This window comes from Mesorhizobium sp. INR15 (assembly GCF_015500075.1).
GTDB lineage: Bacteria > Pseudomonadota > Alphaproteobacteria > Rhizobiales > Rhizobiaceae > Mesorhizobium.
Genome location: NZ_CP045496.1, coordinates 2,392,171 through 2,405,022, shown reverse-complemented (window position 1 = coordinate 2,405,022; position 12,852 = coordinate 2,392,171). Strand labels below are relative to the sequence as shown.

Sequence of the window (12,852 nt, the reverse complement as noted above, 5' to 3'; positions counted from 1 at the left end):
TTCGTCAGCCAAACACCATTCTGGTGTGGTTTCAAGCACCAAGGCAATCACGATCAACGGCGCGGGCTGGCCAATCAGCGACACGGCTGACGCTTTTGTCGCGCAAGGCGGGTTTTCTGGGGAATGCGCTGGCGCCCCCTCCCCGCGCGCGGCCAAGTCGGCTTAAAAGAACGGCATGGCCAAACTGTACTTTCACTACGCGACGATGAACGCCGGCAAGACGACGATGCTGCTGCAGGCGTCGTACAATTACCGCGAGCGCGGCATGGCGACGATGCTGTTCGTCGCCGGCCACTACCGCAAGGGCGATACCGGCCTGATCTCGTCGCGCATTGGCCTGGAGACCGAAGCCGAGATGTTCCGCGACGGCGATGACCTGTTCGCCCGGGTCGCCGACCATCACGAGCATACCGCCGTGCATTGCGTTTTCGTCGACGAGGCGCAGTTCCTGGAGGAGGAGCAGGTCTGGCAGCTTGCACGCATCGCCGACCGGCTGAACATCCCGGTCATGTGCTACGGCCTGCGCACGGATTTCCAGGGCAAGCTGTTTTCCGGCTCGCGCGCGCTGCTGGCCATCGCCGACGACCTGCGCGAAGTGCGCACCATCTGCAGCTGCGGCCGCAAGGCGACAATGGTGGTGCGTCCCGACGGCAAGGTGGCGAGACAGGGCGAGCAGGTGGCGATCGGCAAGGACGTCTATGTCTCGCTCTGCCGCCGCCACTGGGAGGAAGAGATGGGCCGCGCCGCGCCCGAAGACTTCATCGGCTTTGCCAAGACCTGAGCAGGCTCACGCCGCTACGCTCCGCCTTCGTGGAAACCGCCAGCCAAGCCGGACACCGAGCGAGGCCAGTGCGATCAGCGCCATGCCTGCGGCCTGCGCCAACCCAAGCGGATGCGCGTAGATTGCCCAGTCGACGATGATGGCGACGACCGGATAGATGAAGGTAATGACGCCGATTACCGGTGTCGTCAGGCGCGGATAGGCTGAATTCATCAGCACGTAGGCAATGCCCGTGTGCAGCACGCCGATGCCGATCAGCCAGCCCCAGGATGCCGGCGCGATGGGCTGGCTGATCCCGGCGAACGGGGCGAGCATGACAACGCCCACCACCGTCTGGCAAAGCACGGTGATTTCCGCACGTTGCTGGCCGAGGCCCTTGGCGAGGATCGTCGCGACAGCATAGAGCAAGGCTGCGCCCAGCGTCAGCGCGATGCCGAGCGCCCTGTTGGCATCGACCTGACCATGCGCGGCGACAAGGCCGCTGGCCAGCACGACACCGAGAAACGCCCCTAGCATCCATAGAAGCTGATCAGGCGAGATGCGCTCCTTGAGGAAGACCACGCCGATCAGCACGACGAAGAACGGCTGGACATGATAGACGATTGTCGTCGTGGCGATCGACGTCATGGCGAAGCCGGCGAAGAAGGCCGTCCAGCTTAGCACCATGCAGGCACCGGCCAGCGCTGCAAGGCCAAGCCGGGATAGTGAGAGCGTCCTGTCAGGCAGATAGCCGCGCAGCAGGCACCAAATTGCCAGGAACACCGCACCGAACACGCAGCGCCAGAAAACCACGGCGACGGGATGCAGGCCGGATTCCGTCACGAACGCGCCGACGGTGCCGGCGATCACCATTGCCAAGGCGAGGTTCGCGGCCGGAAAGCGGGCTGTCGATGCGTCTGCCATGGAGGCGTTCCACCAGTGATACAGAAGCCATCTGGTCAGCAAGGCATCTCTCAAACAAGCGAATAGATTTGGAGCAACCTATTCGATATGCTGATAGCATCATGGCCGCTCCGCTTGACCTCAATCTGCTCAAGACTTTTGTCGCTGTCGTCGAGAGCGGCAGTCTTTCCAATGCCGCGCCTCGGGTTGGCCGCAGCCAGTCGGCGGTCAGCATGCAGATGCAGCGGCTGGAGGAGATGGTCGGCAACCAGCTTCTGGTGCGGGGTCCGAGAACCGTCACCCCAAATGCCATTGGCGAGGATTTCCTGATCTATGCGCGCCGGCTGTTGAAACTGTCGGATGAGGCCTGGGCGAGCGTCACCCGGCCGAAGGAGACAGGCAGCGTGCGCCTTGGCGTTCCGGACGATTATGCGGCGTTCCTTTTGCCACCCGTGCTGTCGCGCTTCGCCGCGGATCATCCTCTGGTGACGGTGGAGTTGATCTGCGAACAATCGACCGCACTCGTGAAGACGCTTGCCGAGGGCCGGCTCGACCTGGCGATCGTCACCCGCTTGCCGGAGCAAGCCCTCGACGTGATCCGGCTGGAGCGCTTCGTCTGGGTCGCCTCACCCAACCATGTCGCCTGGGAGGCCGACCCGCTTCCCGTTGCCTTGTTCGAGCCCGGCTGCGCTGCCAGGATGAATGTCCTGCAAGCGCTTGGCGACGCCGATCGCTCCTACCGCTGCACCTATTCCAGCGCCTCGCTGCTTGGCCTGATCGCGGTTGTCCAGGCAGGACTGGCCGTGGCCGGTCTCGCCCAGCGCAGCGTGCCGCCCTCGCTGCGCATCATCGGCGGCAATGAAGGGCTGCCCGTGCTGCCGGATCTTGAGATTGGCATCTTGCGCAACCCGCTGTCGACAACGCCTGCGGTTGAGCGGCTGAATGATTTCCTGCGTCGTGACCTGGCACAGCATGCCTGATCGCTAACCAACATCGGAGTTGGCAAGCTTTCCGCAATCCGGCCACGATGCAGCGTTTGTTAAGGCCTGACGTCTATTTTGCGTCATCTCGTTCCAGCCAGAACTCGGCAGGGGTCAGCCATGTTTCGAGCCGCTTCGTCCGCCGGTGTCATCCTTCTTGGCAGCATGGTTGCCGCTCACGCGGGTGGCGACCCGGCGCTGGGCAAGAAGGTCTTCAACCGCTGCATCGCCTGCCATGAAGCAGCCACCGACCGCGACAAGGTCGGCCCGCACCTGATGGGCGTCGTTGGCCGGACCGCAGGCTCCGCAGAGAGCTTCCTTGGCCATTATTCAGAAGCGATGAAAAGCGCCGGCGCCGCCGGATTGATCTGGGATGAAGCCAACCTTGCTGAATATCTCAAGGCACCCAAGCTGAAAGTTCCCGGCAACAAGATGGCCTTTGCCGGCCTGAGCAACGATGACGACATCGCCAATGTCATCGCCTATCTGAAGGCCGATCCCAAGCCCTGAGCCAATCACCATAGCGACGGACATTCGCATCCTCGGCACGCCGGAGCTGTTTCAATGCTTTGCCAAATTTCGAGGCATTCGACGCCATCGGCGATGAGCGCCCCGTTGTAAAGCCAGCTTCGCGGAAGTCCAATCGCAGGTAAGACTCGGCTGACGGGCGCGCTAATCACGCCATGACCACGCCTTCATTGGCTTTCAAGACCACAACCAATTCTTTTGTTTTCGGCGCGGGTCTTGTCTTGCGTCTTTCAATCCCCTGATACCCCACATATATTCGCCGCTGTTCGCGACCAGCGACGTGATGCCGAAGCGGGAGGCCCCAATGGCGACATTGCAGAATTTCGATGCCGAAATTGCCAAGACCAAGCAGGTCGTGCAGGACATGCGCTCCAAGATAGAGCAGTCCGGCACCGTGCTCGATACGCTCGCCACCGCCGACAAGAAGATCGGCGACGCCAATTTCGACATCGAGAATGCCCGCATCGAGGATGTGCTGAAGCAGCAGAAGGTCATGGAAGGCAACATCGCCGACCTGATCATCGGGCTTGAGGACGCCACCAACGTCTTCGGCGCCGAGTTCGAAAGCATGAAGAACTACACCGGCTGGGAAAAATTCATCGGCGTCTTCTCCAGCCAGAGCAAACAGCGCATGCGCACCGACCGTGTCCGCAACATGTCGCTGGCCGGCAATCTGCAGGAACTTCTGGCAAAGTCCGACACCATCGTCGGCATCCTGAAGGCGCAGAAAGAGGTCCTCGACCAACGTTACAAGACCTCGGAGGCCAGCCTGTCGCAGGTGATCGAGCGCCGCAAGACAACCATGACCAATCTTGAAGGCGTGCAGAAACGCATCGAGGAACTCAACCCGATGCTGCTCGATATCGAGAACAGGATCGCGGCCTCGACCAGCCAGAAGGACCGCACGCAGCTCGAAGGCGAGCGCTCCAAGCTCGCCACCGAATACAACGAGAAGCAGGCAAAAGAGCAGGAATTGCTGGCCGAGAGCCAGACGCTCGAGCGCTACACCTCGATGTTCCAGACGTTCGTCGATTCACTCAACAACCAGATCGCCGCGCAATCGACGCTGATCAACAAGCTGACCATCGATACCGAGCAGCGCATCGTGCTCTACAAGGCCTTGGAAGATTCGTTGAAGACCGCGGCGCAGCAGGATGTCGCCCACAAGATCAACACGCTGGGCAGCCAGGTCGACAACACCGCCGAGGAAACCATGGCCGGCATCGGCGCGGCTTCGCAGAAGCATATCGGCGACCTGCTCGAGATGCATGAGAAGAACATGGTCGCCAGCGCCGACATCCAGCGCCGCAAGAAGCTGGCCGACGACGCCTTTGCCCGCCGCTTCGATGAGGTGCTGAAGAAGCACAACGCGGCGAACTACGTGCAGTCGTAGGGGTGATACGACTGCCCGCGAGCGCACAGGCATGACCCCCGAAAACGAAGCGGCGGCACGGTATTTCTCCGCCATCACGGCCGCGCTAAGCGGCCTTGAAGTGTTCATGCGCGACGATCGCTCGCCGCTTTACAGGCATGGCATCGTCGCCAAGATCGTCGCCGAATACATCGCCCGGCTCGACAAGTCGTTTTCCTGCTGGCGCAACCGGCTGGGCTTCATGGACACGTTTCGGATTTCGCGCGCCGAAAGCGGCTTTCCCGTCTTCCAGAACCTGCTTGAGCTGGAGAACGACCGCCGCCAGGCCGATGCACGGCTTGCCAACATCCCGCAGGCCGGCGAGTTGCGCGAGGAAATGGCCGACTTCATCCTGCGTCACAAGGAATTCCCCGAGGCGCTGCAGAAATCGATGGCCGAGCGGCTGTATCTTGAGGATGTGAAGAGCGAGGCGACGTTCGGTCCGTTCACGCTGGCGCAGACGGCGAATGTCTCGGTCAACCCGAAAACGGCGCGGCCTTACTACCTCGTCCACTGGGCCACATTCGACGGCAGCGCCAACCTGCCGCTGGTCTATATGGCGACGGTGGAGGATTCATCCGAAAGCATGATCCGGCAACTGGTCGACCGAGACGGCAAGCTCAATGAAAAGATCGACATCCCGCTGCCGGTCGATGGCCTGCTCAACCCCGAGCTTGCGCATCGTTTCGACGATTTCACCGAGAAGAATTCCGCCTACACGCTGTCGCCGGCGACGATCGCCGTCAACCTCGACAAGGATTTCGAGCCGCTTCACCCCAAGCAATTGCGCCGCGTGGTGCTCGGTCCTTTCTATTCGGCCGGCATCACCGACAACAATTCGACGGTGACCGAGGTTCTAGCCAAGGTACGCAAGCCCGAAAACGCCTGGCTGCTGACCTGGACCATCCAGGAAGTCTATTCCAAGGGCGAGAAGCCTGGCCGCAAGGGTCTGTTCTCAAGCGAGAAGACGACGCAGGAATTCTTCATCAACACCGACGATCTGGAAGCCGCGCGCCAGGGCGTGTCGAGCTACGAAAACCACGCACTGATCCCGCACGAGGCCTACCAGGCCCTTTACGCCGCCGGCGAGGCGCAGAAGATCTTCGCCGGCTACAAGGTTCACATCCTGTCCAACGGACAGGTCATCTCAGACGTCTGACCGCCACACCACGGAGCACCCTTCATGGACACCGGCCTGACCACGATTTCGGAAGCCGCGATCGAAAAGCACCGCGCCACGGCGCAGAGCTTCATCACCCGCATCGTGGTGCTGGAGGATCCGGCGCGCGAATCCGGCACGGCGCTGGCCGGCACCAACCGGCGCTTCGTCTCGACAGTCTCGGTCGGCTCGGTGCGCCGCACGCGCGAGGTCGAGCTCTCCAAAACCGTTGGCGCCATCCATCCGGACGACCAGTTGCTGACCATCGCGCAGCACACGCTGCTGTTTCGGGCACGGCGCGGTGCCGCGATCGCTCTGGCCATATCAGATGTCTTCGCCGAGGGGTCCGACCTCGAGAGCCTGCAGGCGCGCAACGTCCGCGCGCCGCTTGAAGGCGACGATGCCGCCACGTTCAAGAAGCTTCTTTCAGCCTCGGCCTATATCTCGGCCTTCAGCCTGGCATCCTATCTGTTCCAGCTGATCGACAGCGACGGCGAGGCGCCCAACGACACGCAGGAGCCGGACTTCCTGTTCGACACGCCGCAGGACGCGGTCAAGTCGATCCTGGCCGGCCTCGACAAGGCGGTTGCCGGATCGGCTGACGATGCCGATCTGATGACCAGGGCGCGCGCCTTCGCCCGCGTCGCCATCGATGGGCTTCTGGCACGCAAGGGCCGCTTCGACGGCATCGGCCCGTTCGAGAATGCCCATATCCGCATCGAAGCCGACGACTTCACCCTCGATGGCTTTGACGTCGCGCCTGGCAAGCGGTCGAAGCCGCTGGTGATGACTTTCAAGAAACCGGAAGAGGTCGTTGGCAACCACATCGCCAAATACCAGTCGGTCAAGCTCGCCAAGATGCTGATGGCCTATGATTTCGAGCGTGAGCTCAACCCTTTCGTCGAGCTCGGCGGCTTCCTGTTCACCTTCATCGGCGACGGTGCGCCCGGCACCGGCAAGACGACGCTGATCCAGATGATCGCCGGCCTCGTCAACGGTTACTGCCAGGTCGCCGGCTATCCCTTCGCCTACGAGAATTTCGGCGTCGACCAAATCTCCTCCTATCAGGGCAAGTCAGGCCAGAATTGCCGCCAGTTCATCAACAACGTCCTGAACCCGCGCGTCATTGGCTTCGGCACCATCGACGACATCGACCAGGTTGCGGCGCGTCGCTCCGACGACCGCGCCTCGGCTGGCCAGCAGGAAATCACCGGCGTCTTGATGGATGCCTTCGCCGGTGCGGCCACCGTCGTGCGCGGCAATTGCTCGTTCGGCATGTTTTCCAACTACCCCGAGAATGTCGATGATGCGCTGCGCCAGCGCGCCGGTGCCCGCTGGCTGGTCGACGGACCGCAAACGCGAGACGACTATATCGACATCTTCGTCCTGCTCGCCGGCAAGAACCACAAAATCCCACTCGGCGACCACAAGCTCTACGCCGCGCAGGAGATCCAGCGTGCCGTCACCGAAGCCTATGAGGAGCATGAGAAGCCTCAGGAAGATGGGCTGATGAAGGTCTATGAGCGCTACATGAAGGAGAGCGGCGAGCCGAAATCGATGGCCGACATCGGCACCTACCTGCACCTGATCAAGGATGCCGAACCGCGTTTCACCGGCCGCGCCATCAAGAACGTCACCGACGCCATCAAGATGCGCGCCATGGACATCGAGCTTCCCGATGACTGGTTCGAGAAGCCGGAAGCCTTCATGCACAAGGGCTACGATGAGAAGAAGGCCATGATCGAGGAACTGCGCGGCCCGTTCTCGATGGATATGGTGATGCAGGAGATCAACCGCTACGCCGACAGCGAGTTCCGCTACTCCGACAAGTCAGACGATGCCGCGGTGGAAAAGCTGCTGCGCGACGTACGGTTGCGCGAACGCGCGGCACGCGAGATGGAGGAGATGAAGAAGAAGGGGCTGTGGAATGCGTGAGCTTTCTGCCCCCCGGATTCTCAAGGCCGAAGGACGAAGCGCCAGCGCTGACGCCCCCCTCTCCCCGTTCCTTACGGGGAGAGGGTAAGGGTGAGGGGCAGCGCATGCGTGGACCAGAAATCGAGACAACAGGCCGAGCGAGGCGTTTGCGCCAATCGGATAACGACGCGGAAAACGCACTCTGGATGGAACTCCGCGATCGTAGATTGAATGGTCATAAATTCGTGCGGCAATTTCCAATTGGTCGCTATTTTGCGGATTTTGCCTGCAGGGACTGCCAGCTTGTTGTCGAGGTCGATGGCAGCCAGCATGTCGACAACAGTTATGACCAGACCAGGGATCGTTTCATGATTTCAAATAGCTGGTCGGTCCTGCGCTTCTGGAATGTCGACGTCTTGAAGGAGCGGGAACCAGTGCTTGAAACGATCCTGGCTGCGCTAGAGGGACGCCTGGAACGCCTCATCGAGACACATGAGCTTCGATTTATTGCAGCCGAAGGCTATGGGGAGACATGTCCTTGACCGTTCGCGCTGCCCCTCACCCTTACCCTCTCCCCGTAAAGAACGGGGAGAGGGGGACGTCAGCGTCGGAGCCTTGTCTCCCATCGGAATCTCCTTTGGAACTGCCCCTATGAGCCCCGCTAAAAAACCCGATCTCCTGCGTGACAATGAGCTGATCTACGGCCGGCTGCTGACGATCGACGAGCCGCATCTCATCCAGCGCTACAACAAGGCTCTGGAGGCGTTCGGCAAGAAGCCGACGAAGTTGAAGAGTTTCCAGATCGACCGCACCGGTTTCTCACCCGAAGTGGCCGAGGAGTGCGGCGACTACGACTATCTTGATCCAGACGAGGTCAACCGGCGCTTCATCATCCTGACGCCGTCGCAGATCGATCTACCGGTGGTGCACACAGCCTTCTCCAACACGTCGCAATTGATGTTCGAGTTCATGACCAAGAACCAGCGCGCCATCGACGCGCTGACCATCAAGGATGTCATCTACGGCGAGATCGAGGATTCCGTTCCCAAGGTCAACGACATCGAGGATCTGCTGTCGATCAGCCAGGTCGAGTTCAAGGTCCTGTCGGCGGAAGACGTGCTTGGCAAGGCCGCAGAGCTCGGCAAGCTCGTCGACCGGTTGAAGCAGGAACCCAACGCCTGGCGCGACAACACCATGCTGACCCGCATGGTGGAACTGGCCAAGGTCTGCGGCGACATCCGCGAGAATGCGCTGGTGCCCGACCAGGTGATCTTCCGCCACAACGCCTACTGGACCAGCCATTTTGGCGGTCTCTACGTGTTCGTCGACCCAGACATGACGACGGTGATCAGCGATCCGGCGGCGCCCGGCTTTCGCCGTTCGCGGCCATGGCAGGTCAGCTACATCTCGATCACCGACGCCGACAAGGTGTTCAAGTTCCTCGCCTCCACCGGCCGTATCGAACTGCCGCGCGCGTCGTGGATCGAAACATCAGGATATCTCGAACACCGCGCCGAGATGGTGGTGCGCGCGCTGATCCGCGATGCCGATCCCGGGCGCAACCTGACCGACGTCGACAAGGTCTGGCTACAGACCTGGATCCAGAGCCATGCCGACATGATCACCAAGGATGGCAATTTCCCCTTCCTCAACGCCGCCAAGCGCGAGATCGCCCAGCTTGGCCATCTCAAGATCGAGGATGTGCTTCCACGGCAGCGTTTCCTGGTGATCCGTGGCAAGCCTGATCATCCAGACGCCTGGCTGACCAACCGGCTGATCTCGGATTTCGTGCCGTCGGACTTCGTCTCACGCTACATCTTCAACAAGGACGGCTTCTACAAGGACTATGAAGGCTTCAGCGACGCCTGGCGATCGCATGTTGTGGACGTTCTCAAAACCACATATTTGAAAGACAAGGTGGCGTTTCGCACGCGCCTCTATGGCCTGACGGACTGACAGACGAGGGGGTAACATCGCCATGCTCGATCCGATCGTGAATTTCTTCACCCGGATTTTCCAATGGATCGGCCGCGGCATCGGCCTTCTGATCGGCGTTATCCTGTGGCCCGTCATGTGGACGGGACGCTGGTACACGCAGCGCGGCTGGATTCTGAAGGCGGTTGTCGGCCTGGCCTTGCTGGTCTTGATCGGCCTTTACGCCAACTTCTTCTACGCTACCCAGTGGTGGAACAATTTCAACCCGAGCTATCCCGACACCTACACGTTCGAGAAACGCAACGTTTCCGCCGGCGAACAGGTGGCGGCGGGCACGGGTACCGATACGGCCAAGACCTGTGGAAATTCCGGCATCGCTCAGGTGGCCGCCGACCTGACCGACTTCAATGTCAACCAGAATGCCTGGATCTCGTCGATGATCCTCTACAAGGTCGGCCTGTTCGGCATCGACTGGGACAGCACGCCCTGGATGGACAACAAGGCCTCGTTCCAGCGCGGCATCAACCAGGCGGTAAGGCGCACCGCGACCGAACTCGCCGACAATCTCGGCCGTGTCAGGACGACATCGCAGATCGACACCGACCTGCAGGATGCGCGCGGCAATCTGCAGTTCGACGAATACACCTGGTACTTTGGCCTGAGCCCGTTTGGCCCGAAGACACCAACGCCAAGCTACTATCGCGACGCGGTGCGCAAGCTGCGCTCGTTCAACGCCCGCCTCGCCACCTGCCAGGCGACATTCGACGCCCGCGCCGACAATCTGAAACAGTATATCGACCGCATCGCATCCGACATCGGCTCGACCTCGGCGATCCTCAAGGAGCGCGCCGAGAACCACAACGATGGCTGGTTCGACTTCCGTGCCGACGACCGCTACTGGTTCGCCTATGGCCAGCTTTACGCCTATTACGGACTGATGAAGGGCGCGCAGGCCGACTTCGAGGACGTGCTCAAGGAGAAGCACCTGCAGAGCCTTTGGGACACGATGGACGCGCAGTTCGTGTCGGCGCTGAAGATACAGCCCTTCATCATCGCCAATGGCCGCGAGGACGGCTGGCTGCTGCCGACGCATCTGACGACGATGGGCTTCTATGTGCTCAGGGTGCGTTCCAACATGGTCGAGATCAGCAACGTGCTGACCCAGTAGGCGCGTCCGCCGCAATGCATGTCGCCCAAAAGTGGTCCTGGTTCTGGGAGAACGGCATGCATAAGGACAAAGGGCCAAAGCGCGATGCGCTTTAGCCGGGCAATGGCGAATTTGCGCCGTCGCCTCTGTCGCATTCCGTGCATTGTGCGGCTGTTTTGAGACGGCGGAACGGCGCTTCCTCTGGCTTCTATACGGCGCGGCAACGGAGCCAGGAAGAACCGGCGGAAGGTCGGCCGGCCGCAAAGAAATTTTTCTTCATAGGAAACATACTTGCATGCAAGTTGACGCCGCGGCAGCGACAGGGTTAGAACATGGCCCCGCGCCCGTTGCCAACATGCATGCGAGTGAGATCAAACCCGTCCCCTCCACCGTCCAATCCAGAGGAAAGCCGTCATGGCCGAAGTGAAGTCCGACATCGAGATCGCGCGCGGCGCCAAGAAAAAGCAGATCCAGGAGATCGGCCAGAAGATTGGCATCCCCACCGAACACCTGCTGCCCTACGGCCATGACAAGGCGAAGGTTTCCGCCGAGTTCATCAAGTCGGTAAAGTCCAACAAGGACGGCAAGCTGATCCTCGTCACCGCCATCAACCCGACCCCGGCCGGCGAAGGCAAGACGACAACCACGGTCGGCCTCGGCGACGGCCTGAACCGTATCGGCAAAAAGGCGATCGTCTGCATCCGCGAAGCCTCGCTTGGCCCGAATTTCGGCGTCAAGGGCGGCGCCGCCGGCGGCGGTTACGCGCAGGTCGTGCCGATGGAGGACATGAACCTCCACTTCACCGGCGACTTCCACGCCATCACCACGGCGCATAACCTCCTGTCGGCGCTGATCGACAACCACATCTACTGGGGCAACGAGCTCGGCATCGACACCCGCCGCGTCGCCTGGCGCCGTGTCATGGACATGAACGACCGTGCATTGCGCGAGATCATCTGCTCGCTCGGCGGTGTCGCCAACGGTTATCCGCGCGAGGCTGGCTTCGACATCACCGTCGCCTCGGAAGTCATGGCGATCCTGTGCCTGTCCACCGACCTGAAGGATCTGGAAAAGCGCCTCGGCGACATCATCGTCGCTTACCGCCGCGACAAGTCGCCGGTCTATGCCCGCGACCTCAAGGCGGACGGCGCCATGGCGGTGCTGCTGAAGGACGCCATGCAGCCAAACCTCGTGCAGACGCTGGAGAACAACCCGGCCTTCGTGCATGGCGGTCCGTTCGCCAACATCGCCCATGGCTGCAACTCGGTCGTCGCCACCACGACGGCGCTGAAACTGGCCGACTATGTCGTTACCGAAGCCGGCTTCGGTGCTGATCTCGGCGCCGAGAAATTCTTCGACATCAAGTGCCGCAAGGCCGGGTTGAAGCCTGCCGCCACCGTCATCGTCGCCACCGTGCGCGCCATGAAGATGAATGGCGGCGTCAAGAAGGAAGACCTCGGCAAGGAAAATGTCGAGGCCGTCAAGAAGGGCTGCGCCAACCTTGGCCGCCACATCGAGAACATCCGCCAGTTCGGCGTGCCAGCGGTGGTTGCCATCAACCACTTCTATTCCGACACCGACGCCGAGATCCAGGCAATGAAGGACTATGTCGCCTCGATGGGCGAAGAGGCGATCCTGTGCAAGCACTGGGCCCACGGCTCCGCCGGTATTGAGGAACTCGCCAACAAGGTGGTGGCGCTGGCTGAATCCGGCGCCTCACAGTTCGCACCGCTCTATCCCGACTCCATGCCGCTGTTCGAAAAGATCAACACCATCGTCCAGCGCATCTATCGCGGCTCGGAAGCGATCGCCGACAAGTCGGTGCGCGACCAGCTCAAGGCCTGGGAAGATGCCGGCTACGGCCACCTCCCGGTCTGCATGGCCAAGACGCAGTACTCGTTCTCGACCGATCCGAACCTACGCGGCGCGCCGACCGGCCACACCGTGCCGGTGCGTGAGGTCAGGCTGTCGGCCGGCGCCGGTTTCGTCGTCATCATCTGCGGCGAGGTCATGACCATGCCGGGTCTGCCGAGCAAGCCGTCGTCGGAAAAGATATTCCTCAACGAAATGGGCCAGATCGAAGGCCTGTTCTAGAGCAATTCCAGGAAAAGTGCG

11 protein-coding genes are annotated in these 12,852 nt (G+C 61.3%); 10 read left to right on the top strand and 1 reads right to left on the bottom strand.

From position 1 onward, the window contains the following. The first annotated feature begins 175 nt into the window (after positions 1 to 175). Positions 176 to 781 carry a thymidine kinase gene (locus tag GA829_RS11660; RefSeq protein WP_195178644.1) on the top strand — a complete coding sequence of 202 codons (606 nt, stop codon included), beginning with the start codon at positions 176 to 178 and terminating at the stop codon, positions 779 to 781. Between the two features lie 6 nt (positions 782 to 787). On the opposite strand, the gene GA829_RS11655 is transcribed toward GA829_RS11660, so the two are convergent. Continuing rightward, complete coding sequence (locus tag GA829_RS11655) at positions 788 to 1,684, bottom strand: DMT family transporter (RefSeq protein WP_195178643.1); 897 nt, start codon at positions 1,682 to 1,684, stop codon at positions 788 to 790. Positions 1,685 to 1,785: 101 nt separating this feature from the next. Here GA829_RS11655 and GA829_RS11650 point away from each other — a divergent pair, with 101 nt between their 5' ends. The 9 genes from GA829_RS11650 to GA829_RS11610 all read left to right on the top strand — a co-directional run bounded on the left by GA829_RS11650 (position 1,786) and on the right by GA829_RS11610 (position 12,831). Further along, positions 1,786 to 2,643 (top strand): LysR substrate-binding domain-containing protein, encoded by an 858-nt coding sequence (locus GA829_RS11650; protein WP_195178642.1) that lies wholly within the window; start codon positions 1,786 to 1,788, stop codon positions 2,641 to 2,643. 120 nt (positions 2,644 to 2,763) lie between these two features. Then, positions 2,764 to 3,153 carry a c-type cytochrome gene (locus GA829_RS11645; protein WP_195178641.1) on the top strand — a complete coding sequence of 130 codons (390 nt, stop codon included), beginning with the start codon at positions 2,764 to 2,766 and terminating at the stop codon, positions 3,151 to 3,153. 322 nt (positions 3,154 to 3,475) lie between these two features. Continuing rightward, entirely contained in the window at positions 3,476 to 4,564 is a 1,089-nt protein-coding gene (locus GA829_RS11640; RefSeq protein ID WP_195178640.1) for a hypothetical protein, read from the top strand. Positions 4,565 to 4,595: 31 nt separating this feature from the next. Further along, positions 4,596 to 5,741: a hypothetical protein gene (locus GA829_RS11635; RefSeq protein ID WP_195178639.1), complete on the top strand. Its 1,146-nt coding sequence runs from the start codon at positions 4,596 to 4,598 to the stop codon at positions 5,739 to 5,741. Between the two features lie 24 nt (positions 5,742 to 5,765). Then, a complete protein-coding gene (locus GA829_RS11630; protein ID WP_195178638.1) occupies positions 5,766 to 7,676 on the top strand; it encodes an AAA family ATPase in 1,911 nt (636 codons plus the stop codon). A 104-nt stretch (positions 7,677 to 7,780) separates the two neighbouring features. Then, positions 7,781 to 8,197, top strand: coding sequence for an endonuclease domain-containing protein (locus GA829_RS11625; RefSeq protein WP_195178637.1), 417 nt, complete (start codon positions 7,781 to 7,783; stop codon positions 8,195 to 8,197). A gap of 109 nt (positions 8,198 to 8,306) precedes the next feature. After that, positions 8,307 to 9,611, top strand: a complete 1,305-nt coding sequence (locus tag GA829_RS11620; protein WP_195178636.1) for a DUF6638 family protein — start codon at positions 8,307 to 8,309, stop codon at positions 9,609 to 9,611. Between the two features lie 22 nt (positions 9,612 to 9,633). Beyond that, on the top strand, positions 9,634 to 10,758 hold the full coding sequence (locus GA829_RS11615) for a DUF2333 family protein (protein ID WP_195178635.1): 1,125 nt from the start codon (positions 9,634 to 9,636) through the stop codon (positions 10,756 to 10,758). 393 nt (positions 10,759 to 11,151) lie between these two features. Then, positions 11,152 to 12,831 (top strand): formate--tetrahydrofolate ligase, encoded by a 1,680-nt coding sequence (locus GA829_RS11610; RefSeq protein ID WP_195178634.1) that lies wholly within the window; start codon positions 11,152 to 11,154, stop codon positions 12,829 to 12,831. Positions 12,832 to 12,852 lie beyond the last annotated feature (21 nt).

Bases quoted from the DNA above. Each gene is read 5' to 3' on its own strand.
- GA829_RS11650 (WP_195178642.1), top strand. From the start codon at position 1,786: ATGGCCGCTCCGCTTGACCTCAATCTGCTCAAGACTTTTGTCGCTGTC.
- GA829_RS11630 (WP_195178638.1), top strand. From the start codon at position 5,766: ATGGACACCGGCCTGACCACGATTTCGGAAGCCGCGATCGAAAAGCAC.
- GA829_RS11625 (WP_195178637.1), top strand. From the start codon at position 7,781: ATGCGTGGACCAGAAATCGAGACAACAGGCCGAGCGAGGCGTTTGCGC.
- GA829_RS11620 (WP_195178636.1), top strand. From the start codon at position 8,307: ATGAGCCCCGCTAAAAAACCCGATCTCCTGCGTGACAATGAGCTGATC.
- GA829_RS11645 (WP_195178641.1), top strand. From the start codon at position 2,764: ATGTTTCGAGCCGCTTCGTCCGCCGGTGTCATCCTTCTTGGCAGCATG.
- GA829_RS11635 (WP_195178639.1), top strand. From the start codon at position 4,596: ATGACCCCCGAAAACGAAGCGGCGGCACGGTATTTCTCCGCCATCACG.
- GA829_RS11615 (WP_195178635.1), top strand. From the start codon at position 9,634: ATGCTCGATCCGATCGTGAATTTCTTCACCCGGATTTTCCAATGGATC.
- GA829_RS11610 (WP_195178634.1), top strand. From the start codon at position 11,152: ATGGCCGAAGTGAAGTCCGACATCGAGATCGCGCGCGGCGCCAAGAAA.
- GA829_RS11655 (WP_195178643.1), bottom strand. From the start codon at position 1,684: ATGGCAGACGCATCGACAGCCCGCTTTCCGGCCGCGAACCTCGCCTTG.
- GA829_RS11660 (WP_195178644.1), top strand. From the start codon at position 176: ATGGCCAAACTGTACTTTCACTACGCGACGATGAACGCCGGCAAGACG.
- GA829_RS11640 (WP_195178640.1), top strand. From the start codon at position 3,476: ATGGCGACATTGCAGAATTTCGATGCCGAAATTGCCAAGACCAAGCAG.